Here is a 22,702-nt window from a genome sequence, read left to right on the forward strand (position 1 = left end):
CCGGTGGACGGGTCCGCGCGTCACAGGTGTGCTGCGGTGACGGCCGGTGGGGACGGGGTGTCCTCACCGGCTCGTAAACTCAAGGCCGTGGACACGACCCTTCATGACCCCCTCGTCGGGCAGCTGCTCGACGACCGCTACCGCGTCGACGCGCGCGTCGCCGTCGGCGGGATGGCCACGGTCTACCGGGCCGTCGACACCCGGCTCGACCGGGTGCTCGCGCTCAAGGTGATGCACCCCGACCTCGCCACCGACGCCACCTTCGTGGAGCGGTTCATCCGCGAGGCGAAGTCCGTGGCGCGGCTCTCGCACCCGAACGTCGTCGGGGTCTTCGACCAGGGGGCGGACGGCGCGTACGTCTACCTCGCGATGGAGTACGTCGCCGGGTGCACCCTGCGCGACGTGCTGCGCGAGCGCGGGGCGCTCCAGCCCCGGGCGGCGCTCGACATCCTGGAGCCCGTGCTGGCCGCTCTGGGCGCCGCGCACCGGGCCGGGTTCGTGCACCGGGACATGAAGCCGGAGAACGTCCTGATAGGGGACGACGGCCGGGTCAAGGTCGCCGACTTCGGTCTCGTACGCGCCGTGGGCTCGGCCACCAACACCACCGGCTCCGTCCTCGGCACCGTCTCGTACCTCGCCCCCGAGCAGATCGAGCACGGCACGGCGGACACCCGCGCCGACGTGTACGCCTGCGGTGTGGTCCTGTACGAGATGCTGACGGGCGGGAAGCCGCACTCCGGCGACACCCCCGCTCAGGTCCTGTACCAGCATCTGAACACCGACGTCCCGGCCCCGTCCGCGGCCGTCCCCGGGCTGGCGCTCGAACTGGACGAGCTGGTGGCGACCGCAACCGCCCGCAACCCCGACATCCGCCCCTACGACGCCGTCGCTCTCCTGGCCCTGACCCGGGAGGCCCGCTCGGCGCTCACGGACGAGCAGCTGGACGCGGTCCCGCCGCAGGCGCTCCGGGAGGAGGCCACGGGCGCCGAGGACCGGACCAGCGTCATCCCGAGGACCCTGCCGGCGGAGGCGGGGCAGCCGGTGCAGCACACCAGCCGGCTGACGATGCCGCCGCCGGAGCCGCCCCGGCCGGAGTCCCGGCGCGCTCCCCGTCGGCCCCGCGGCCCCCTGCTCGTCCTGGCCGCCGTCCTGCTCGTCCTCGGACTCGGCACGGGCGTCTGGTACATCAACTCCGGCCAGTTCACCCGCGTACCGGCCGTCCTCGGCCAGAGCGAGCAGCAGGCCACCGAGCGGCTCAGGGACGCCGGGCTCGACGTCGGTACGACGAAGCGCGCCTTCAGCGACGTGTACGAGCGCGGCACGGTCATGGCCGCCGACCCCGCCTCCGGAGAGCGGATCCGGGGCAACGGCACGGTCACGCTCACCATCTCCCGCGGCCCGCAGATCGTGAAGGTCCCGAACCTGAAGGGGAAGCCGCTGGCGGAGGCCAAGCGGCTCCTGGCGAAGGAGGGGCTGGCCCCGGGTGTGATCACCAGGGCGTTCAGCCAGGACATCGCGCAGGGCGCCGTGATCGGCTCCGACCCCGAGCCGGGCACCGAGCGCAGCCCGGACTCGGCCGTGGCCCTGGTCGTCAGCAAGGGCGCCCCGATCGACGTCCCGGACGTGGCGGGCGAGTCGGTGGACGAGGCCCGGAACACGCTGCGGGAGGCCGGGCTCAAGGTCGAGGTCGCCACCGAGCGCGTCCACTCCCCCGAGGCGGCCGGCACCGTCGCGGCCCAGTCCCTCGCGGAGGGCAGCCGCGCCGCTCAGGGCGACCGGATCGTCCTCACCGTCTCCAAGGGCCCGCGGATGGTCGCGGTCCCCGACGTCGTGGGCGAGTCCACCGACTCCGCGCGCGAGACACTGGAAGGCGCGGGCTTCGAGGTGAAGGTGGAGAAGACCTTCCCCTTCCTCGGCGACAAGGTCTCGGGCCAGTCCGTGGAGGGCGGCTCCACCGCCCCCGAGGGCTCCACCGTCACGATCACGATCAAGGGACTGTAAGAACTGATGCGCAACCCCGTCGGCGGCCATGTCCCCGTGGCCGGCGGCCTCGCCACGGTCGGTCTGGGCTACGCCCGCGAGCTGGGCGCGGAGACCGTGCAGGTCTTCGTCGCCAATCCGCGCGGCTGGGCCACCCCCGTGGGCAATCCGGCCCAGGACGAGCTGTTCCGCGCCGGGTGCGAGGCCGAGTCGCTGTCCGCCTGGGTCCACGCCCCGTACCTGATCAACTTCGGCTCGCACACCGAGGCCACCGTCGACAGGTCGGTCGAGTCGCTGCGGCACTCGCTGCGCCGGGGCCGGGAGATCGGCGCGAAGGGCGTGGTGGTGCACACCGGGTCCGCGACGGGAGGCCGGCCGAGGGCGGAGGCGCTGACGCAGGTACGGGAGCGGATGCGGCCGCTTCTCGACGAGCTGACCCACCCGGACGACCCGTACCTGCTGCTCGAGTCGACGGCCGGGCAGGGGTTCTCGCTCTGCTCCCGCGCGGAGGACTTCGGCCCGTACTTCGAGGCGCTGGACCGCCATCCGAAGCTCGGCATCTGCCTGGACACCTGCCACATCTTCGCCGCGGGCCACGATCTGACCGGTCCGCACGGCATGACGCAGACGCTCGACCGGCTGGTGGAGGTGGTCGGCGAGGGGCGGCTGAAGCTCATCCACGCCAACGACTCCAAGGACGTCGTCGGCGCACACAAGGACCGGCACGCGAACATCGGGTCGGGCCACATCGGCGAGGAGCCGTTCCGCGAGCTCATGCGGCACCACGCGACGGAGGGCGTCCCGCTGATCATCGAGACCCCGGGCGGGAAGGAGGGGCACGTCGCGGACGTGGAGCGGCTGAAGAAGCTCAGAGGCTGAGTTTCCCGTTGAGGAATACCCCAGGGGGGTATACGGTTCCTGTGAAGGCAGCAGGAACCGCCACCGGTCATTGGGGGACCCCATGGAGCACGAGGCGCACGCACACCACCACTCCGCGCACGACCACGCCACGCACCGAGGCCACCAGGACGCCGCCGCCCACGAGGGTCACGGCGAGCACGGCGGCCACGAGGGTCACGGCGAGCACGGCGGCCACCAGAGGCACGCCTCCGGCAAGGTGAGCTGGTCGATGGCGGCGAAGGCCACCCTCCACTGCCTCACCGGCTGTGCCATCGGCGAGATCCTGGGCATGATCATCGGCACCGCGCTCGGCTGGGGCAACGCCCCGACGATGGCCCTCGCCATCGCCCTGGCCTTCCTCTTCGGCTACTCGCTGACCCTGTGGGCCGTCATCCGCGCCGGCCTGAGCCTGAAGGCCGCCATCGGCGTCGCGCTCGCCGCCGACACGATCTCCATCACCGTGATGGAGGTCGTCGACAACGGCGTGCTGCTGCTGGTCCCCGGAGCGATGGACGCGCACCTCGCGGACGCGCTGTTCTGGGGCGCCCTGACCTTCGCCTTCCTCGTCGCCTTCCTGGTCACCACACCCGTCAACAAGTGGATGATCGGCCGCGGCAAGGGCCACGCGGTGGTCCACCGCTACCACCACTGAGACCGCTCACGAGAGGACGGCCCGGGCGCTACAGCTCCGGGCCGTCCCCGGGCTCCTCCTGGTAGGAGTAGCGCTGCTCGGTCCACGGATCGCCGATGTTGTGATAGCCGCGCTCCTCCCAGAAGCCACGGCGGTCGGCGGTCATGTACTCCACGCCCCGGACCCACTTGGGACCCTTCCAGGCGTACAGATGGGGCACCACGAGGCGCAGCGGGAAACCGTGCTCGGCGGTGAGCAGTTCATCGTCCTTGTGGGTGGCGAAGATCGAGCCCTCCGAGGCGAAGTCGGAGAGCCGCATGTTCGCGCTGAAGCCGTACTCGGCCCAGACCATCACATGCGTGACGTTGGCGGCCGGAGGGGCGAGTTCCAGGATCGTCCGGGCGGGCACCCCGCCCCATTCGGCCCCGATCATGCTGAATTTCGTGACGCAGTGCAGATCGGCCACCACCGTCGAGAACGGAAGGGCCGAGAACTCCTCGTGGTTCCAGCACCGCTTGTCGCCGTCCGCCGTCGCCCCGAAGACCCGGAACTCCCAGCGATCGGGCTTGAACTTGGGGACGGGGCCGTAGTGGGTGACCGGCCAGCCTCGCTGCAGCCGTTGCCCCGGCGGAAGATCCGACTGCCCTGCTTCCCGGTGTACTCCGCTCTCCGGCTGACCCATGTCATCCATGGTGACAGACCGCGAGGGGTGGTCATGACCAGCCAACCTCGCACACCAGCGTGATTCAGGGCAAGCCCCACTAAGCCTGCACTTACTGGACGCCCCCCATCCGTGGTGCAAGGATGCCGCCATCCTGCCCAGTCACGACTTAGACATGCGTGGAAGGAGCCTCTGCGATGCAGGGCGACCCCGAGGTCCTCGAGTTCCTCAACGAGCAGCTGACCGGCGAGCTGACGGCCATCAACCAGTACTGGCTGCACTACCGCATCCAGGACAACAAGGGCTGGACCAAGCTCGCCAAGTACACCCGCGAAGAGTCCATCGATGAGATGAAGCACGCGGACAAGCTCACCGAACGCATCCTGATGCTGGACGGTCTGCCCAACTACCAGCGGCTCTTCCACGTACGGGTCGGCCAGACGATCAAGGAGATGTTTGAGGCGGACCGCCAGGTGGAGGTGGAGGCGATCGACCGCCTCAAGCGTGGCATCGAGGTCATGCGCGCCAAGGGGGACATCACCTCGGCGAACCTTTTCGAGGAGATCCTGGCCGACGAGGAGCACCACATCGACTACCTCGACACCCAGCTGGACCTCATCGAGAACCTGGGTGAGGCGCTGTACATCTCGACCCTCATCGAGCAGCCGAGCTAGGGGCTCCGAGCGGCTCTACGCGGCTTCGGAGAGCTCCTCGGGCGCCGACGGCGCCAGAGCCGGCATCCCCTGGTCCAGGAGCTCGCGGCGGGGGCAGTTGCCGCGCCCGAGAATGGCCTGAATGCGTCGCACACAGGAACCGCAGTCGGTTCCCGCCTTGCAGGCGGAGGCGATCTGGCGAGGCGTGCAGGCGCCCGCGTCGGCGTGCTCCTTGACCTGCTTCTCCGTAACGCCGAAGCATGAGCAGACGTACACGCGGTTCACCTCCTGCCGGGATCGATAAGGCTAACCTAACCTTACCCGGCGCCTCCGAGGTGTAAAGCCCGGAAATGACTGTGGGGCGCGGATCACATGGATCCGCGCCCCACAGTCGTAGGAAGCCACCTACTGATCGCGGTACATCTCGGCGACCAGGAACGCCAGGTCCAGCGACTGGCTGCGGTTGAGCCGCGGGTCGCAGGCCGTCTCGTAGCGCTGGTGCAGGTCGTCGACGAAGATCTCGTCGCCGCCGCCCACGCACTCGGTGACGTCGTCACCGGTGAGCTCGACATGGATGCCGCCCGGGTGGGTGCCGAGGCTCTTGTGGACCTCGAAGAAGCCCTTGACCTCGTCGAGCACGTCGTCGAAGCGCCGGGTCTTGTGACCGGAGGCCGCCTCGAAGGTGTTGCCGTGCATCGGGTCGGTGACCCAGGCGACGGTCGCGCCGGAGGCGGTGACCTTCTCGACCAGCTCCGGGAGCTTGTCCCGGACCTTGTCGGCGCCCATGCGGACGATGAAGGTCAGCCGGCCGGGCTCGCGCTCCGGGTCCAGGCGGTCGATGTACGTCAGCGCCTCGTCGACCGAGGTCGTCGGGCCCAGCTTGATGCCGATCGGGTTCGCGATCTGCGAGGCGAACTCGATGTGGGCGTGGTCGAGCTGGCGGGTGCGCTCACCGATCCAGACCATGTGGCCGGAGGTGTCGTACAGCTTGCCGGTGCGCGAGTCCGTACGGGTCAGCGCGCCCTCGTAGTCGAGCAGCAGCGCCTCGTGGGAGGCGTAGAACTCGACGGCCTTGAACTCGGCCGGGTCGGTGCCACAGGCCTTCATGAAGTTCAGGGCGTTGTCGATCTCGCGGGCGAGCGCCTCGTAGCGCTGGCCCGAGGGGGACGACTTCACGAAGTCCTGGTTCCAGGCATGCACCTGGCGCAGGTCGGCGTAGCCGCCGGTGGTGAAGGCGCGCACCAGGTTGAGCGTGGAGGCGGAGGCGTTGTACATCCGCTTCAGTCGCTCGGGGTCCGGGACGCGGGCCTTCTCGTTGAAGTCGAAGCCGTTGACCGAGTCGCCGCGGTAGGTCGGCAGGGTCACGCCGTCGCGGGTCTCGGTCCCCTTGGAGCGGGGCTTGGAGTACTGCCCGGCGATGCGGCCGACCTTGACGACGGGCACGGAGGCCGCGTACGTCAGGACGGCGCTCATCTGGAGCAGGGTCTTGAGCTTGGCACGGATGTGGTCGGCGGACACGGCGTCGAAGGCCTCGGCGCAGTCGCCACCCTGGAGCAGGAACGCCTCGCCACGGGCGACGGCTCCCATACGGGCGCGCAGCTGATCGCACTCGCCCGCGAAGACGAGCGGCGGATACGACTCGAGGTCCGCGATCACATCGCGCAGAGCCTCGGCATCGGGGTACTCAGGCTGCTGCGCCGCGGGAAGGTCTCGCCAGGTGTTGCCACCGGTTGCGGTGGTCTTAGCGTTCACGGTCACAACCACCACATTACGGGGTCGGACGACCTGTCCAGGGACGCGACCAGTGGCTGAGACGCGCGCCCGAAATGTCTGCGGACAGGAGTCACCCCTTCGAGTGGTGTTAACCTCACGCGCGTTTAAACAACTGAGACTTGAATTGATCACAGGGGTGGGTGTGTCTCAAGGGCACCGCAAGGACCGCAAGAAAAGACGGCTGCTTTACGGTGCGGCGGCGGCGATCGTCGCCACGGCGACGATCGGCACGATCGCCGTGGCGTCGCCGGGCATCCTGGGCTCCTCCGACGGCGGGAACAGCGCGGAATCGTCACTGCAGTCGCAGTTCGCGGACGCGGCTCGCGAGTTCGACGTCCCGCAGAGCGTGCTGATGGCCGTCTCGTACCGGCAGACGCGGTGGGAGTCCCACGACGGCGAGCCGAGCACGACCGGTGCGTACAACGTGATGGGTCTGACCGACGTCGACCCGGGGGACGTGGAGCCCGAGGCGGACGAGGAGCGCCTTGAGCACATGAACCGCAGCGGCGACCCCAACGTCGAGAAGCACTTCGACGCGAAGAAGGCGCTGAGCACCACGCCGAAGGAGACCGTCGACACCGACGATCCGCGGCTGCACACGCTGGACAAGGCCGCGGAGCTGGTCGACAGCTCCGACGAGGCCCTGAAGAACGACACCGCCGCGAGCATCCGCGCGGGTGCGGCGCTGCTCGCCGAGTACCAGAAGCAGGCGACCGGCGACCTGCCGGACGAGCCCGGTGCCTGGTACCCGGCCGTCGCGCGCTACAGCCAGGCGCCCGACAAAAAGGGCGCCGATCTCTTCGCGAAGCGCGTCTTCGAGTCGATCAAGACGGGTGAGCGAGAGCTGACCACGGACGGTGAGCAGGTCGTCCTGCCCGCCGACCCCGCGGTCGAGCCCGTGAAGCCGTCGAACGTCCCGCTCGCCGCGACCTTCGCGGCGACGACGGCGACGGCCGACTGCCCCGTGGGCCTGAACTGCAACTTCATTCCCGCCGGTTTCCGGCAGAACAGCACCACCGACGCGACGGACTACGGCAACTACAACGTGGCCAGCCGTCCCGCCGGCGGCTACGACATCCGCTACATCGCCATCCACGACACGGAGGGCGGCTACGACGGCTCGCTCGCCGTCTTCAAGAACCCGGCGTCGTACGCGAGCGCGCACTACCTGATCCGTGCCTCGGACGGTCTCGTCACCCAGATGGTCGAGAACAAGAACGAGGCCTGGCATGCGGGCAACAAGACCCTCAACATGCACTCGATCGGCATCGAGCACGAGGGCTACGCCATCAAGAGCGGCTCCTGGTACACCGAGCCGCAGTACGAGTCCTCCGCCGCGCTCGTGAAGCACCTGGCGGCCAAGTACTCCATCCCGCTCGACCGCCAGCACATCATCGGCCACGACGAGATACCCGGCGTGCTCGACGAGAAGGTCCGCGCCCAGCACTGGGACCCGGGCCCGTTCTGGGACTGGAACCACTACATGTCCCTGCTGGGTGCCCCGACGGGTGTCGGCGGCGCGGGCGGGCTGCTCAAGGCCGGCCAGATCGTCCGCTACGTCCCGCCGTTCACCACGGCGAACCAGCCGACGCTGACGTACGGCGGGAACGCGGTCGCCCCGCGGCCGTCGAACTTCGGCTACCTCTACTCCTCGCCGTCGACGAGTTCGTCCACCCTCACCGACCCGTACTTCTCGTCCACCTGGTCGGAGGGTTCGAACTGGGCGAACAAGCTGGTCGCGGGCGGCGAGTACGTCGTGGCAGAGGCGCAGTACGACTGGACGGCGATCTGGTACGGCGGCAAGAAGGCCTGGTTCTTCAACCCCGGCGGCCAGTGGACCGTGCCGGTCGCCACGGGCACCAGGACGGCGGTGACACCGAAGGCCGGTCTGACCTCGGTGAAGGTCTACGGCCGTGCCTACCCGGAGGACGCGGCGTACACGGGCACGAACGTCCCGGTCCAGTCCCGCGGCCAGGAGGCGCTGACGCAGTACAGCAAGCTGCTGGTGGCAGGCCAGAAGTACGTCCAGGGTGGTGCTCCCGTCGCCGGTGACTACTACTACGGCGGCACCTTCGACGGCACGGGCCCCGGCTCGCGCACCCTGGTCAAGGGCACGACGAACCAGTTCATCCCGATCCGGTTCAACCACCGCATCGCCTGGGTGAAGGCCTCCGAGGTGGACGTGGTCGCCGCCGCCGCCCCGGTCAGCGCCACCAACCGGTACAACGTGATCGCCCGTGACAGCTCCGGCGCCTACTGGCAGTACCAGGGCACCGGCAACGCCAACTTCCAGTTCCTGCGCCGCTACCGCGCCGGCACCGGATGGAACGTCTACAACCTGGTCACCCCCATGACCGCGCTGCGGGCCGACGGCACCGGTGACGTGGTGGGCCGGGACTCGTCCGGCGTCCTCTGGTACCACCAGGGCAGCGGCAACCCGAACTCGCCCTTCAAGGGACGGATCAAGGTCGGTTCCGGCTGGGGCGGCTACGACCAGATCGTCGGCGCCCGCGACCTGACCGGCGACGGCAAGGCCGACCTCCTCACCCGTGAGAAGTCGGGCGCGATCTATCTCTTCCAGGGCACCGGCAACCCGTCCGCGCCGTTCACCGGCCGTACGCAGCTCGGCACCGGCTGGCACGTCTACAGCCTGATCCTCGGCTCCGGCGACCTCACCGGCGACGGCAAGGCCGACATCCTCGGCCGGGACAAGAACGGCGTCCTGTGGATGCACAAGGGCACCGGCAACGCCTCCGCTCCGTACACCAGCCGGGTCCAGGTCGGCACCGGATGGAACATGCACAACGTGATCCTCGGCCCGAGCGACCTGACCGGTGACGGCAAGGTCGACCTGATGGCCCGCGACACCACCGGCGTCGCGTGGCTGTACCCCGGCACGGGCAGCGCCACCTCGCCGATCGGCGGGCGCATCAAGATGGGCCCGGGCTGGCAGATCTACACCATGATGTTCTGATCCACCGGATCGGACCGATCGGGGGAAGGGGCCCGGCTCGCACTGTCCACGGTGCGGACCGGGCCCCTTCTCCCTGTCCGGCTGGGCTACAGTGCTCGTATGTTCGCGCCTCGTATCCAGAACTGGTGGTGGACCGCTCATCCGGCGGCCCACTGACTGCGCGTACACCGAGACACGCGAAGGCCGCCCCGAGGGGCGGCCTTCCTCCGTTTCCAGGAGCCGTTCCTCTCCGAATCCCCGGAAGGAACCCACCATGGACCTCTCCCGTCTCCTCGACGACTCCTGCCCGCCCTTCGCGCTGCTGCGCAGGCGCACTCCGGGCCGTGATCACGACACCGTCGAGGTGCTGATCGGCGCGGTGCACGAGGCGGAACGGCTCGCCGAGCTTCCCGTCGGGGCGCCGCCGACGCTCGCCCTCGTGCCGTTCCGGCAGATCCGCGAGCGCGGTTTCGACGTCCGCGACGACGGCACCCCGCTCTCCGTGCTGGTCGCCGAGGAGGCGTACGAGCTGCCGCTCGCCGCGGCCCTGGAGGGGCTTCCCGCCCATGACGTACGGGTGGAGGGCGGCGGGTTCGACGTGTCGGACGAGGAGTACGCCGAGACCGTCCGCCGGGTGATCGACGAGGAGATCGGCTCCGGCGAGGGCGCCAACTTCGTCATCCGCCGCACCTACACCGGCGAGATCCCGGGCTTCGGACGCGCCGACGCACTCGCGCTCTTCCGCCGTCTCCTCACCGGCGAGCGGGGCGCGTACTGGACCTTCGTCGTCCACACCGGCGAGCGCACCCTGGTCGGGGCGAGCCCGGAGGTGCACGTCCGGATGTCGGGCGGAACGGTCGTGATGAACCCGATCAGTGGCACGTACCGCTACCCGGCCGGAACCGCGCCGACCCCCGAGGACCTGCTGACGTTCCTGGCCGACCGCAAGGAGACCGAGGAGCTCTCCATGGTGGTCGACGAGGAGCTGAAGATGATGTGCACGGTGGGCGACATGGGCGGGGTGGTGATCGGTCCGCGGCTCAAGGAGATGGCGCATCTCGCGCACACCGAGTACGAGCTGCGGGGCCGCTCGTCCCTCGACGTGCGCGAGGTGCTGCGGGAGACGATGTTCGCGGCGACGGTCACCGGCTCCCCCGTGCAGAACGCCTGCCGGGTAATCGAGCGGCACGAGGCCGGCGGGCGCGGCTACTACGCGGGCGCCCTGGCCCTGCTCGGCACCGACGAGAACGGGGTCCAGACACTGGACTCCCCGATCCTCATCCGGACCGCCGACATCTCCGGGGACGGGCGGCTGCGGGTGCCGGTCGGCGCGACCCTGGTCCGCCATTCGGACCCGGCGGGGGAGGTCGCCGAGACCCATGCCAAGGCAGCGGGCGTCCTCACGGCGCTGGGGGTACGCGAGGGGCGGCCGCGCGAGGAGTCCCCGCGGGCGGCCCGGCTCGCGGACGATCCGCGGGTGCGGGCGGCGCTGGACGCCCGGCGGGCCGACCTGGCGCCGTTCTGGCTGCGGATGCAGGTCCGGTCGGCCGACCTGGACGGCCACGCGCTGGTGATCGACGCCGAGGACACCTTCACGGCGATGCTCGCGCATCTGCTGCGCTCCTCGGGGCTGGAGGTGTCGGTGGTTCGCTACGACGAGCCCGGGCTGCGGGAGCTCGCGCTCGGCCACGACGGCCCGGTGGTCCTCGGCCCCGGGCCCGGCGACCCCGGGGACGCCTCGGACCCGAAGATGCGCTTCCTCCGGCGCCTGACCGCCGACCTCGTACGGGACCACCGACGCGGGCCCGCGGGTCGCCCCATCGCCCCTCATCGAGGCCCCGCGGGCCGTCCCAGCCTTCTCGGCGTCTGCCTGGGCCATGAGCTGATCGCGGCCGAGCTGGGCCTGGAGATCGTCCGCAAGCGCACCCCGTTCCAGGGGGCGCAGATGCGGATCGACCTCTTCGGCCAGGAGCGGACGGTCGGCTTCTACAACAGCTTCACGGCCCGCTGCGACGACCACACGGCCACCGAACTGGCCCTGCACCGGATCGAGGTGAGCCGGGACGCGGCGACGGACGAGGTCCACGCCCTGCGCGGGCCGGGCTTCGCGGGGGTGCAGTTCCACCCGGAGTCGGTGCTGACGCTGGAGGGTGCGGCGCTGACCGCGTCCCTGCTCGCGGGGGTGCTGGTCTAGGGAGCGGCCGGGACGAGGACGTTCTCGCTGCGCCGCCCCGCGAGGTAGTCGAGGACGTTCCGGACGGTCGCGTCGATGATCTGGCCGACCGCCTCGACGGTGAAGTACGCCTGGTGCGAGGTGACCACCACGTTCGGGAAGGTGACGAGCCGGGCCAGGGTGTCGTCCTCGACGACCTCCAGGGACTTGTCGAGGAAGAACAGTCCGGCCTCCGCCTCGTACACGTCGAGCCCCACGCCGGTGAACCGGCCGGCGCGGAGCTCCGCCACCAGCGCCTCGGTGTCGACGAGGCCGCCGCGGCTCGAGTTCACCAGGATGGCGTCGTCCTTCATCGCCCTGAGCGCCGCGGCGTCGAGGAGGTGCCGGGTCGCGGGGAGCAGCGGTACGTGCAGGCTGACCAGGTCGGCCTCGGCGAGGAGCCGCTCCTTGTCGACGTACCGCATGCCGAGTGCGACGCAGGCGGGGTTCTCGGCGATGTCCCAGCCGAGGAGGTTCATGCCGAAGCCGTGGGCGATCCGGGTGAACGCCTCGCCGATCTTCCCGGTGCCGAGGACGCCGACCGTGCGGCCGCGCAGGTCACGGCCCATCAGCCCGTCGAGCCGGAAGTCGAAGTCGCGGGTGCGGTTGGAGGCGCGGACGATCCGCCGGTTGACCGCCATCGCCAGGGTCCAGGCGAACTCGGCGACCGAGTACGGCGAGTAGTACGAGACGCGGGCGACGGTGAGGCCGAGCTCGGCGGCGACGTCGAGGTCGATGTTGTTGAAGCCGGTGGACCGCTGGGCGATCATCCTCGTGCCGCCGGCGGCGAGCGTCCGCAGGACCGGTCCGCCGAGTTCCGCGTTGACGCTGGTGGAGACGGCCTCGTAGCCGGCCGCGATGGGGGCGGTGTCCTCGGTCAGGAAGACCTCCAGGCAGCGGACGTCGTGGTGTCCCGCGAAGCCCTTCTCGAGCAGCGGCTTCTCGTCGGCCTGTACACCGAAGGCAAGGATCTCCACGACGTTCCCCTGGGAGTGCGTTGGGCCGTATACACGCGAAAGGCGAATATACGGCCCATTCCGGGCGGGCGCTCAGCCGAAGAAGACCCCCACCTCGGCGTAGAGCGCCGGGTCGACCGTCTTGAGACGCGCCGTGGCCTCGGAGATCGGGACGCGGACGATGTCGGTGCCGCGCAGCGCGACCATCTTCCCGAAGTCGCCGTCCCGGACGGCGTCGATGGCGTGCAGGCCGAAGCGGGTGGCGAGCCAGCGGTCGAAGGCGCTGGGGGTGCCGCCGCGCTGCACATGACCGAGGACCGTGGTCCGGGCCTCGTTGCCCGTCCGCCGCTCGATCTCCTTGGCGAGCCACTCCCCCACGCCCGACAGGCGGACGTGTCCGTACGAGTCGAGGGTGCCGTCCTTGAGGACCATGTCCCCGTCCCGGGGCATCGCGCCCTCCGCGACGACCACGATCGGGGCGTACGTGGCCTTGAAGCGCGAGGTGACCCAGGCGCAGACCTGGTCGAGGTCGAAGCGCTGCTCGGGGATGAGGATCACGTTGGCGCCGCCGGCGAGACCGGAGTGCAGGGCGATCCAGCCGGCGTGTCGGCCCATCACCTCCACCACCAGGACCCGCATATGGGACTCGGCGGTGGTGTGGAGGCGGTCGATGGCCTCGGTGGCGATCCCGACGGCGGTGTCGAAGCCGAAGGTGTAGTCGGTGGCGGACAGGTCGTTGTCGATCGTCTTCGGCACGCCCACGCAGGGAACGCCGTACTCGTCGACCAGCCGGGCGGCGACCCCGAGGGTGTCCTCGCCGCCGATCGCGATCAGGGCGTCGACCTCGCACTTGGCGAGGTTCTCCTTGATCCGGCGGATGCCGTGCTCCACCTTGAGCGGGTTGGTGCGCGAGGAGCCGAGGATGGTTCCGCCGCGCGGCAGGATGCCGCGGACGGCGGGGATGTCGAGCCGTACGGTGACGCCGTCCAGCGGGCCGCGCCAACCGTCGCGGAACCCGGTGAACTCGTAGCCGTACTCCTGGACGCCCTTGCGGACGATGGCGCGGATGACCGCGTTGAGACCGGGGCAGTCGCCGCCCCCGGTCAGTACGCCGACGCGCATGGAGCTCTCCTTCACCGTGGCGGACGGGATGCGCGACCCACGCTAATAGTGACGTGGGTCACTCCGACACAATGCGAAGAGTGAATTGTCCGCGCCCGCCCGGAGGATCGGGCCCGACGCGGACGGGCGGCCGGCCCGGCCCGGCCGGAAGTCAGGCGTCGTCGAGGCCGCGCTCGATGGCGTAACGGACGAGCTCCACCCGGTTGTGCAGCTGGAGCTTGCCGAGGGTGTTCTGGACGTGGTTCTGCACGGTGCGGTGCGAGATGACCAGGCGTTCGGCGATCTGCTTGTAGCTCAGCCCCTTGGCGACCAGGCGCAGCACCTCGGTCTCGCGCTCGGTCAGCTGCGGCGCCTTCGACTCGTCGCCCCCGGCCGCCGGAACGGGCTCGGAGGCGAGGCGACGGTACTCACCGAGGACCAGGCCCGCGAGTCCGGGGGTGAAGACGGGGTCCCCGACGGCCGTGCGGCGCACGGCGTCGATCAGCTCGGCCGTGCTGGCGGACTTCAGCAGATAGCCGGTGGCGCCGGACTTGACCGCCTCCAGGACATCGGCGTGCTCACCGCTCGCGGAGAGCACGAGGACCCGCAGCCGGGGGTTGGCGCCGACCAGCTCCTTGCACACCTGGACGCCGGGCTTGGCGGGCAGGTTGAGGTCCAGGACGAGGACGTCCGGGGCGGCGGCCCCGGCACGGCGCACGGCCTGTTCGCCGTCGCCCGCCGTGGCGACCACGTCGAATCCCGCCTCGGCGAGGTCGCGGGCGACCGCGTCCCGCCACATCGGGTGGTCGTCGACGACCATCACTCTGATCTGCTGCTCGCTCATCGTGTTCCTGCCTTCCCCCGTGGATCCCGCGGGACCTTCAGTTCGACTTCCGTGCCCTGGCCCGGGACCGAGATCAGCTCGGCCGTGCCGCCCAGATCGCGCAGCCTGCCCCGGATGGACAGGGCGACGCCCATCCGGCCCTCCCCCTCGGCCTGGGCCAGCCGCCCCTCCGGGATGCCCGGGCCGTCGTCCCGTACCGTCACGATCACCTCGTCCGGCCAGTCCTCGACCAGGATCCACGCCTGGGCGTCGCCGCCCGCGTGGACCCGGACATTGTCCAGGGCGGCGCCGACGGCGGCGGCCAGCTCCTCGGCGGCCGCGGCCCGCAGCAGGACCGGCGCGCCCGGGTCGGAGAGGGTGACCCTCGCCCCGGCGCGCGGGGCGAGCAGGGCACGCAGATCGACCGGGCAGTCGGCGTCCGGCTCCTCGACGATGCGGACCACGGCCCCTTCGGACTCGTCCTCGGAGACCAGCGACGGCCGGGTCAGCCCGCCGGCGACCAGGGTGCGCAGGGCCACCTCCTGCTCCCCCGCCATCCGGCCCAGCTCGGCCGCCTCGCCGCCCAGTGCCGTACCGCGCCGCTGCACCATCGCCAGGACCTGGAGGACGCTGTCGTGGATGTCCCGGGCGAGCCGCTCCCGTTCCCGGGTCGCGGCCTCGATCTCCAGGGCGCGGGCGAGGGTGCGCTCGGAGGCACGGGCGACCTCGACGACGTATCCGATGGCGATGGACGCCACCCACACCAGGAGGACGTTGTGGAGCGTGTCCCGGGTGGGGTGGGCCCGCTCGATGATGTTGGCGACGGCGACCAGGGAGGAGGCGAAGCCGGCCCAGCGCCAGCCGCCCTTGATCGCGTACGCGAGGACGGCTCCGGCGGTCCATATGGTCGGCAGGGTGGGCCCGTCGACCGACTGGGCCTGCTCGTCCGCGAGCGGAGTGAGCAGGATGCCGGTCAGCGCGACGGTGAGATCGGCGATCAGGAACCGCTTGGTGCAGCTGGCCGCGTTCGCCACCTTGGGCAGGGTGGCCAGGGTCCAGACGCACATGACGGCGAGGAAGGAGACGGCCACCCAGGGCCGCTCGTAGCCGTCCCGGGTGGTGACGAAGATCAGGACGGCATAGATCATCGTTCCGACGCGGTACGCGGTGAGCGCCCGCCACAGCGGCTGCTCGACCGACATCCGCACGACACGCTCGCGCTTGGCCATCTCCCCCACCCCCCGGTGTCCCTCTGCGAGAGGGTCAGGCTCCGGACTCTTCCCGCGCCGCGATCTCGGCCTTGACGGCCTCCTTGGCGGCCTTCTCGGCATCCGCGATCTGACGCTTGGCGGCGGTCGCGTAGATGTCGACGTACTCCTGGCCGGACAGCTTCATGATCTCGTACATGACCTCGTCGGTCACCGAGCGGAGGATGAAGCGGTCGCCCTCCATGCCGTGGTAGCGGCTGAAGTCGAGCGGCTTGCCGATCCGGATCCCCGGGCGCATCAGCTTGGGGACGACCTTGCCGGGCGGCTGGATCTTCTCGGTGTCGATCATGGCGACCGGGATGACCGGCGCGCCGGTGGCGAGCGCCACGCGGGCGAGGCCGCCGGGCTTGCCCCGGTAGAGCCGGCCGTCGGGCGAGCGGGTGCCCTCGGGGTAGATCCCGAAGAGCCCGCCCTTCTCGATGACCTCGATGCCGGCCTTGATCGCCGCCTCACCCGCGCCGCGGGCGCCGGAGCGGTCCACGGGGAGCTGGCCGACGCCCTTGAAGAAGGCGGCGGTGAGCTTGCCCTTCACACCGGGCGAGGTGAAGTACTCGGCCTTGGCGATGAAGGTGACCTTGCGGTCGAGGACCGCGGGCAGGAAGAAGGAGTCCGAGAAGGACAGGTGGTTGCTCGCGAGGATCGCCGGCCCATCGGCGGGAATGTTCTCGAGGCCCTCCACCCAGGGCCTGAAGGCGAGCTTCAGGGAGCCTCCGATGGAGAACTTCATTGCGCCGTAGATCAACTCGAGTACCTTCCGTGTGCTGTCGGACAGACCTTATCCCGCCTTTTCCCGCCTGCCCTCGCGGGTGTGGCCGTGTGCGGCGCACCTTCGTGCGAACGGCCCTGGTCGGTGTCGGTCCGGTCGCGTACCGTGAAGGTTCTTCCCTCTTTCGTCGTTGCTTCGTCGCGGTACTCGCCGTACTCGCATCCCCGAAGCCGAACCCGAACAGGAGACCCCGGTGCCGGTCCTTCCTGGAGCCGAGCCGTACCGCCATGAGGGCGGAGAGGTCGGCGTCCTTCTCTGTCACGGTTTCACCGGTTCCCCGCAGTCGCTGCGCCCCTGGGCGGAATATCTGGCCGAGCGCGGTCTCACGGTGTCGCTGCCGCTGCTGCCCGGCCACGGCACGCGCTGGGAGGACATGCAGCTCACGACGTGGCACGACTGGTACGCGGAGGTGGACCGGGCGCTGCGGGAGCTGCTGGCGAGCTGCGAGCAGGTCTTCGTCTTCGGTCTGTCCATGGGCGGGGCGCTGTCGCTGCGTCTCGCGGCCAAGTACGGGGACGCGGTGCGGGGTCTCGTGCTGGTGAACCCGGGCAACAAGGTCCACGGCCTCGCGGCCCACGCGCTTCCGGTGGTCCGCCACTTCGTCCGGTCGACGAGCGGCATCGCCAGCGACATCGCCAAGGAGGGCGCGGCGGAGGTCGGGTACGACCGGGTGCCGCTGCACGCGGCGCACTCGCTGCGCCGGTTGTTCCAGACGGTGGACGCGGAGCTTCCGCAGGTCACGCAGCCGCTGGTGATCCTGCACAGCCCGCAGGACCATGTGGTGCCGCCCGCCGACACGGCGCGGATCCTGAGCCGGATCTCCTCGACGGACGTGCGGGAGATCCTGCTGGAACAGAGCTACCACGTGGCGACGTTGGACCACGACGCGGAGCGGATCTTCGAGGAGAGCTGGGCGTTCCTGTGCCGCCTCGCTCCGGAGGCGGTCGGGGAGAAGGGGAGCACGAGCGGTGGCTGAGCAGCAGGACGGCGAGCGCGAGCCGCAGCCGATCGACGAGGAGGCGGCCTGGGCCGCGATCGTCGCCGGGTACGGCGAGGAGCCGGTGGACCCCCCGGGGTCGAAGCCCTTCAGACCGGTGGAGGACCTGGAGCTGCCGGAGCCCGTGGAGGGGGGCGACGGCGGTGACGACGACGGCGAGGACGACGAGGAGGAAGAGGACGGCGAGGACGGGGAGGACGAGGATCCCCGGAAGCCCGTCCTCGGCGGCTCGGTCGTCTTCGCGCCCGGGGTGAGCGTGGGCGGTGGCCCGCGCGACTACGAGCTCGCGGACCCGGACGCCGAGACCGGCGGGAAGCCGTCCGGCACGAAGGGCGAGGACGACGAGGGCCACTTCGTCCCGCCGGAGCCGCCGCCGCTGCCGGAGGCGGACACGACCACGAAGTTCGCGTGGCTCGGCGTGGTCGGCGGCCCGGTGCTGATGCTGCTCACGGTCCTGCTCTCGTGGGACATGACGTGGTGGCTGACGACGCTCTGCGTGGGCGGTTTCCTCGGCGGCTTCGCGACGCTGGTGGCCCGCATGAAGCACGACGACGACGATGACGGCTTCGACGACCCCGGCCGGGGCGCGGTGGTGTAGCGGGGGCCCGCGCTCCCGGCGCCCACGCGCCTCCGCGTCCGGGCGCCTCACGGGCTGCGGGCGTCTCACGGGCTTCGGGCGTCTCATGGGCTGCGGGCGTCTCATGGGCTGCGGGTGCCTCACGGGCTGCGGGCGTCTCATGGGCTGCGGGTGCCTCACGGGCCGCGGGCGCCTCACGGGCTTCGGGTGGCCTCCGCCGACTCCGCCCGGGGCGTCGCCGCCCCGGCCCCGCGGCTCAGGTCGCCGGAATCCTGACCGCCGCCAGGACCGGGAGGTGGTCCGTGGCCGTCCTCAGGTCGGTCGGGTCGAGGTCCGGTGGGACTCCGCAGCCGAGGAACTCGACGCCCTCGGTCGCCAGGATCGCGTCGATGCGCTGGTGCGGGTCGGCGGACGTCGAGGTGTACTCGCCGCCCCAGGGGCCGGCGGCCCAGCCGTCCTGGAGCTCCTTGGCCAGGAGGGTGAAGCTCCGGCCGCCGGGGCGCTCGTTGAGGTCCCCGGCGACGATGGTGTGCGGGACGTCCATGGCGGCGACCCGGTCGAGGAGCATCCCGGCCTGCGCGTACCGTTCGTCGCTCCGCAGGCTCAGATGACAGCTGATCAGCCCGACCCTCGCGCCGGCGAACCGTACGACGGCGGTCGCGAAGCCGCGCCGGTGCAGCCCGGGGGTGAGCGGCAGCAGGACGTCCTCGGTCCGTTCCACGGTGGCCCTCAGCGAGCACATCAGCAGCGGCCCCGCGGCCGTGGCGCCGCCGCTCAGCACGACGAGCTCGCTCTTCGCGGCGAGCCGGGCCGCGTGCTTGCGCCAGCGGAAGAAGCGCGGCGCCTCCTGGACGAAGACGACATCGGGGGCACAGGCCCGGATGACCCGGGCGAGGGCGTCCTCGTCGTCGCGCATCGAGCGGATGTTGTAACTGAGCACCCGGACGACGGCCGAACCGTCCGCCTCGGTGCGGGAGTTGGGCAGCGCCGTGATCGCCATGCGCAGCAACATACGACAACAGTCCGCCGGCCCCCAGAGGGCGCGGCCGGGCAAACGGTGGCCTCGATGCACGGAGGCCGCCCCGCGGGTGCGGGGCGGCCTCCGTGTCGTACTCCTGCCGTACGGGCGGAGTCAGCCCTGACGGGCCAGGTCCGCCGCGCCGACCAGTCCGGCCTTGCCGCCGAGCTGGGCCGCGAGCACCTGGGCGTGCGGCCGCCACTCGCCACCGATCAGCCAGCGGCGGAAGGACTTCCGGATCGGGTCGAGTACCAGCTCGCCCTCGTCCGAGACGCCGCCGCCGACGATGAACGCGGAGGGGTCGAAGAGGGACGCCAGGTCGGCGAGACCGGCGCCGGCCCAGCGGGCCAGCTCGCGGAAGGAGTCCACGGCCACCGGGTCGCCCTGTCGGGCCGCGGCGCTGACGTGCTTGCCCTCGATGCCGTCGGGGGTGCCGTCGCCCAGGCCGAGGAGGATCTCCGCGTGCTCGGGCGTCGCGCCGGCGCGCTGCTTCGCGTACCGGACGAGCGCGCGGCCGGAGGCGTACTGCTCCCAGCAGCCCTGGCTGCCGCAGCCGCACAGCAGCCCGTCCGGGACGACCCGGATGTGGCCGAACTCGGCCGCCACGCCGAAGCGTCCGCGGCGGAGCTTGTTGCCGATGATGATGCCGCCGCCGAGGCCGGTGCCGAGCGTGATGCAGATGACGTCCTCGTGGCCCTGCCCCGCGCCGAACCTGTACTCGCCCCAGGCCGCCGCGTTCGCGTCGTTCTCGACCACGACCGGCAGACCGACCCGCTGCTCGACCTTGTCCTTCAGCGGCTCGTGCCGCCAGTCGATGTTCGGCGCGAAGAGGACGGTGGCGCGCTTGTCGTCGACGTAGCCCGCGGCACCGATGCCGACAGCCTCGATCTGATGACCCTTGCCGGCCTCGGACACGGCCGCGCAGATCGCGTCGACGATGCCTCCGGGGGTCGGCGGGGTGGGCACCTTGTGCGTGTCGAGGATGTTGCCCTCCTCGTCGACCACGCCGGCCGCGATCTTCGTGCCGCCGATGTCGACGCCGATGGTGAGTCCCATGTGTCCCTCAGTTTTCGGTCGAGCCCCGCTAAGGCCAACCGTACCCGAGGGGCGCCGCCGTACTGATCAGTCCAGGTCGATGTGCTGCCCGGTTCCGGGCCCTTCCTCGTCCTTCCCGGGGCCCTCGGGCCGGTCCGGTCCGGTCTCCTTGCGGGGGTCGCCCGGCTCGTCGCGGGTCCAGCGCGTCTCGTGGCCCTCGACCGCCGAGCGGTAGGCGGCCAGCAGCTCGTTGCCGGCGGCGGCGAGGTGGTCGAAGACCTGCGGGTTGCGCTCGATGACGGGCTCGACGGCCGCCTTCGCCTGGTTGACGAGCTGCTGCACGGTGCCCTGGGCAGCCATGCCCATCAGCGGGTTCCGCATCGAGGAGACCTTGTCGGCGACGGCGTCGAAGAGCTTGCGGAACTCCTCGGCGGCCGAGCCGGGCTCCGCACCGGCGTTCGCGCGGCGGCGGGCCTTCTCGGCCTCCAGGTCCTCGGCGCACGCCTTGGCCCAGGCATCCGAATCGCTCATGGCGTACTCCTTACGGCTTATACCGTCGACGGTACACGGCGTCAGGGGTTCCGCGGCCAGAGACCGGCATCGGGGGTGAACCTGACCGCGAGATCGCCGTCGACCAGTGCGGCGCCTGCGACGGTGCAGCGGCGCAGGGCGGGCGGCAGCGGGACGTTGCGGCGGAACGGGCCGACGGCGAGGAGGAGTTCGTCCCCGCGGCGGACGAGGGAGAGCTCGCCCTTGACGGCGCCGGGCAGGGGGATGTGCCAGACGAGGATGCCGTCGTCGTCCCTGCGGTCCTCGACGGTCCACTCGCGGGCCGGCGCGGCCTTGGCGTCGACCGCGAGCAGGGCGAGGTCCTCGGGGCCGCGCACGTCCCGGCCGAGGTGCGGCAGGGCGTGCACGTTCCCGTCGTGGGCGGTACGGAGCCGGGCCAGGTGTTCGTGCTGCTGGGTGGTCAGTCCCGCGAGCCAGGGGTCGGGCGAGTCGGCCGGGAGCAGCTTGTTGGCGATCACGGTGTCGAGGGCGAGTCGGTGCAGCGCCATGCCGAGGCGGGCGGTGCGCAGGGCGTCGGTGGCGGCGGGCCCCGGCTCGACGACGAGACGGACGGAGGTGGCCGGGTCGTCGACCACGGCCTGGACGGCGGCGAGCTCGGCCTCCCAGCGGGCGGTCGTCTCGTAGAGCCACTGCGCGGGCATGGGGACGCCGGCGAGCTGGGCCAGCATGGGGCGCAGGGCGCGGGCGGCCTGCCGCTCGGGGGGCAGGAGACGGCGGAGGTAGCGGCGCAGCTGCTCGGGCAGGGCGAGGAGGGCGAGGGCGTCGAGCAAGGGGGGCAGGTCGACGACGACGAGGTCCCAGTCGCCGGCCGCGGCGTCGCGCAGGGCGCGGAGCAGGGCGAACTGGTGGCTGCCGGGCAGTTCGGTGAGTTCGGCGTCCTCGAAGGGGGCGGCGCCGAGGAGGTCCAGGGCGGCGGCGGAACGTGCCTGCAGGGCGAGGAACTCTCGGCGGAAGTCCGCGGCGGGGGCGGGCCGGAGAAGCTCCACGCCGGGCGTCTCGCCGGCCTCGCCGGACACCAGGAGCACCCGTCGGCCGGCCTGCGCCTCGGCGAGGGCGGTGGCTGAGGCGACGGTGGTACGGCCGGCGCCGCCGGTCCCGGTGACGAGCAGGATCCCCATACGACGGAACGTTACCGCCCCCCGCCGGACCGGCTTCGCCGGGTGGTCGAGGGACCTGTCCTCGCCCCGCGGGCCCGGTCTCGGGCACGTGCCCGACCCGGGCGGCGGGGTCCCCCGGACGGAATCCGCGGGAGGGTGCCGGCGCCGTGGGGCGGGAGGGCGCGCGGCCCCTCGGCCGGGGGCTAGGCGCCCGATTCCACGCGCTTCTTCAGGCCCGCGAGCGCCCGGTCGATGATGACCTTCTCCGCCTTGCGCTTGATCATGCCCAGCATCGGGATCTTGACGTCCACCGTCAGCTGGTACGTCACCTCGGTGCGCTTCCCGCCGCCCGCCGGGGCCAGGCGGTAGGAGCCGTCCAGGGAACGGAGCATCTGGGACTTGACGAGCGTCCAGGAGACCTCGTTGTCGCCGGTCCAGGTGTACGCCAGCGTGTGGTCGTCCTTGATCGCGCCCGCGTCCAGCAGCAGCCGCACCTTCTCCGCGCGGCCGGCCGCGTCCTTCTCGAGGACCTCGGCCTCCTTCACCTCGCCCGTCCACTCGGGGTAGCGGGCGAAGTCGGCGATCACACCCATGACGTCGGCCGGCGCTGCCTCGATGGTGATGCTCGAGCTGGTGTGTTCGGCCATCGCTGTGGCTCCTCCACTGTGCGGTCCGGCGAGAACTCGAAGAGAGTCGAAGGGCACGAAGCGTGCCGACCGAAGGCTATCGCG

The 22,702-nt window shown here is 71.1% G+C and carries 22 protein-coding genes; 9 read left to right on the forward strand and 13 right to left on the reverse strand.

Annotated features, from left to right (window positions below):
* The first annotated feature begins 87 nt into the window (after positions 1-87).
* From pknB to AB0D99_RS20245, 3 genes are all read left to right on the forward strand, one after another.
* Complete coding sequence (pknB, locus tag AB0D99_RS20235; RefSeq protein WP_362363593.1) at positions 88-2,001, forward strand: Stk1 family PASTA domain-containing Ser/Thr kinase; 1,914 nt, start codon at positions 88-90, stop codon at positions 1,999-2,001.
* Positions 2,002-2,007: 6 nt separating this feature from the next.
* Positions 2,008-2,859, forward strand: a complete 852-nt coding sequence (locus AB0D99_RS20240; protein WP_362363596.1) for a deoxyribonuclease IV — start codon at positions 2,008-2,010, stop codon at positions 2,857-2,859.
* A gap of 82 nt (positions 2,860-2,941) precedes the next feature.
* The gene (locus AB0D99_RS20245) at positions 2,942-3,532 is read left to right on the forward strand and encodes a DUF4396 domain-containing protein (RefSeq protein ID WP_362363599.1); all 591 of its coding nucleotides are present in this window, start codon (positions 2,942-2,944) and stop codon (positions 3,530-3,532) included.
* A 28-nt stretch (positions 3,533-3,560) separates the two neighbouring features.
* Here the strand turns inward: AB0D99_RS20245 and AB0D99_RS20250 are convergent, their stop codons facing one another.
* Positions 3,561-4,193 (reverse strand): sulfite oxidase-like oxidoreductase, encoded by a 633-nt coding sequence (locus AB0D99_RS20250; RefSeq protein ID WP_362363602.1) that lies wholly within the window; start codon positions 4,191-4,193, stop codon positions 3,561-3,563.
* Positions 4,194-4,369: 176 nt separating this feature from the next.
* Between AB0D99_RS20250 and bfr the strand changes: the two genes are divergently transcribed.
* Complete coding sequence (bfr, locus tag AB0D99_RS20255) at positions 4,370-4,846, forward strand: bacterioferritin (protein WP_362363606.1); 477 nt, start codon at positions 4,370-4,372, stop codon at positions 4,844-4,846.
* 15 nt (positions 4,847-4,861) lie between these two features.
* Here bfr and AB0D99_RS20260 read toward each other — a convergent pair whose 3' ends face one another.
* Both AB0D99_RS20260 and AB0D99_RS20265 read right to left on the reverse strand, forming a co-directional pair.
* The gene (locus AB0D99_RS20260) at positions 4,862-5,110 is read right to left on the reverse strand and encodes a (2Fe-2S)-binding protein (protein WP_362363609.1); all 249 of its coding nucleotides are present in this window, start codon (positions 5,108-5,110) and stop codon (positions 4,862-4,864) included.
* A 120-nt stretch (positions 5,111-5,230) separates the two neighbouring features.
* Positions 5,231-6,583, reverse strand: a complete 1,353-nt coding sequence (locus tag AB0D99_RS20265) for a class II 3-deoxy-7-phosphoheptulonate synthase (RefSeq protein WP_362363612.1) — start codon at positions 6,581-6,583, stop codon at positions 5,231-5,233.
* A gap of 157 nt (positions 6,584-6,740) precedes the next feature.
* On the opposite strand from AB0D99_RS20265, the gene AB0D99_RS20270 reads away from it, so the two are divergent.
* The 3 genes from AB0D99_RS20270 to AB0D99_RS20280 all read left to right on the forward strand — a co-directional run bounded on the left by AB0D99_RS20270 (position 6,741) and on the right by AB0D99_RS20280 (position 11,745).
* Complete coding sequence (locus AB0D99_RS20270; RefSeq protein ID WP_362363615.1) at positions 6,741-9,572, forward strand: N-acetylmuramoyl-L-alanine amidase; 2,832 nt, start codon at positions 6,741-6,743, stop codon at positions 9,570-9,572.
* Positions 9,573-9,671: 99 nt separating this feature from the next.
* Positions 9,672-9,728, forward strand: coding sequence for a trp operon leader peptide (locus AB0D99_RS20275; RefSeq protein ID WP_356840026.1), 57 nt, complete (start codon positions 9,672-9,674; stop codon positions 9,726-9,728).
* 97 nt (positions 9,729-9,825) lie between these two features.
* Complete coding sequence (locus tag AB0D99_RS20280; RefSeq protein WP_362363618.1) at positions 9,826-11,745, forward strand: anthranilate synthase family protein; 1,920 nt, start codon at positions 9,826-9,828, stop codon at positions 11,743-11,745.
* On the opposite strand, the gene AB0D99_RS20285 is transcribed toward AB0D99_RS20280, so the two are convergent.
* The 5 genes from AB0D99_RS20285 to AB0D99_RS20305 all read right to left on the reverse strand — a co-directional run bounded on the left by AB0D99_RS20285 (position 11,742) and on the right by AB0D99_RS20305 (position 16,638).
* Positions 11,742-12,740: a 2-hydroxyacid dehydrogenase gene (locus tag AB0D99_RS20285; protein WP_362363621.1), complete on the reverse strand. Its 999-nt coding sequence runs from the start codon at positions 12,738-12,740 to the stop codon at positions 11,742-11,744. The two genes, AB0D99_RS20280 and AB0D99_RS20285, sit on opposite strands and share 4 nt — an antisense overlap.
* A gap of 72 nt (positions 12,741-12,812) precedes the next feature.
* Entirely contained in the window at positions 12,813-13,841 is a 1,029-nt protein-coding gene (locus AB0D99_RS20290; RefSeq protein ID WP_362363624.1) for a 6-phosphofructokinase, read from the reverse strand.
* Positions 13,842-13,992: 151 nt separating this feature from the next.
* Positions 13,993-14,664, reverse strand: coding sequence for a response regulator transcription factor (locus AB0D99_RS20295; protein WP_362363627.1), 672 nt, complete (start codon positions 14,662-14,664; stop codon positions 13,993-13,995).
* Complete coding sequence (locus AB0D99_RS20300; RefSeq protein ID WP_362363630.1) at positions 14,661-15,872, reverse strand: DUF5931 domain-containing protein; 1,212 nt, start codon at positions 15,870-15,872, stop codon at positions 14,661-14,663. Before AB0D99_RS20300 ends, AB0D99_RS20295 begins: the two co-directional genes overlap by 4 nt.
* Positions 15,873-15,906: 34 nt before the next feature.
* Complete coding sequence (locus AB0D99_RS20305) at positions 15,907-16,638, reverse strand: lysophospholipid acyltransferase family protein (RefSeq protein WP_362363738.1); 732 nt, start codon at positions 16,636-16,638, stop codon at positions 15,907-15,909.
* 232 nt (positions 16,639-16,870) lie between these two features.
* On the opposite strand from AB0D99_RS20305, the gene AB0D99_RS20310 reads away from it, so the two are divergent.
* Together AB0D99_RS20310 and AB0D99_RS20315 are read left to right on the forward strand one after the other, a co-directional pair.
* On the forward strand, positions 16,871-17,653 hold the full coding sequence (locus tag AB0D99_RS20310) for an alpha/beta fold hydrolase (RefSeq protein WP_362363633.1): 783 nt from the start codon (positions 16,871-16,873) through the stop codon (positions 17,651-17,653).
* Positions 17,646-18,272, forward strand: a complete 627-nt coding sequence (locus tag AB0D99_RS20315; RefSeq protein WP_362363636.1) for a hypothetical protein — start codon at positions 17,646-17,648, stop codon at positions 18,270-18,272. The genes AB0D99_RS20310 and AB0D99_RS20315 overlap by 8 nt, the downstream gene beginning before the upstream one ends.
* A gap of 235 nt (positions 18,273-18,507) precedes the next feature.
* Here the strand turns inward: AB0D99_RS20315 and AB0D99_RS20320 are convergent, their stop codons facing one another.
* From AB0D99_RS20320 to AB0D99_RS20340, 5 genes are all read right to left on the reverse strand, one after another.
* Entirely contained in the window at positions 18,508-19,251 is a 744-nt protein-coding gene (locus AB0D99_RS20320; RefSeq protein WP_362363639.1) for an endonuclease/exonuclease/phosphatase family protein, read from the reverse strand.
* Between the two features lie 132 nt (positions 19,252-19,383).
* Positions 19,384-20,325, reverse strand: coding sequence for an ROK family glucokinase (locus tag AB0D99_RS20325; protein ID WP_362363642.1), 942 nt, complete (start codon positions 20,323-20,325; stop codon positions 19,384-19,386).
* A gap of 66 nt (positions 20,326-20,391) precedes the next feature.
* The gene (locus tag AB0D99_RS20330) at positions 20,392-20,835 is read right to left on the reverse strand and encodes a DUF5304 domain-containing protein (protein ID WP_362363646.1); all 444 of its coding nucleotides are present in this window, start codon (positions 20,833-20,835) and stop codon (positions 20,392-20,394) included.
* Positions 20,836-20,876: 41 nt separating this feature from the next.
* Positions 20,877-21,992 (reverse strand): ArsA-related P-loop ATPase, encoded by a 1,116-nt coding sequence (locus AB0D99_RS20335; protein WP_362363649.1) that lies wholly within the window; start codon positions 21,990-21,992, stop codon positions 20,877-20,879.
* A gap of 182 nt (positions 21,993-22,174) precedes the next feature.
* Entirely contained in the window at positions 22,175-22,618 is a 444-nt protein-coding gene (locus AB0D99_RS20340) for an SRPBCC family protein (protein WP_362363652.1), read from the reverse strand.
* Positions 22,619-22,702: the final 84 nt, after the last annotated feature.

Source organism: Streptomyces sp. NPDC047971 (genome assembly GCF_040653355.1).
In the GTDB taxonomy this organism is placed as follows: domain Bacteria; phylum Actinomycetota; class Actinomycetes; order Streptomycetales; family Streptomycetaceae; genus Streptomyces.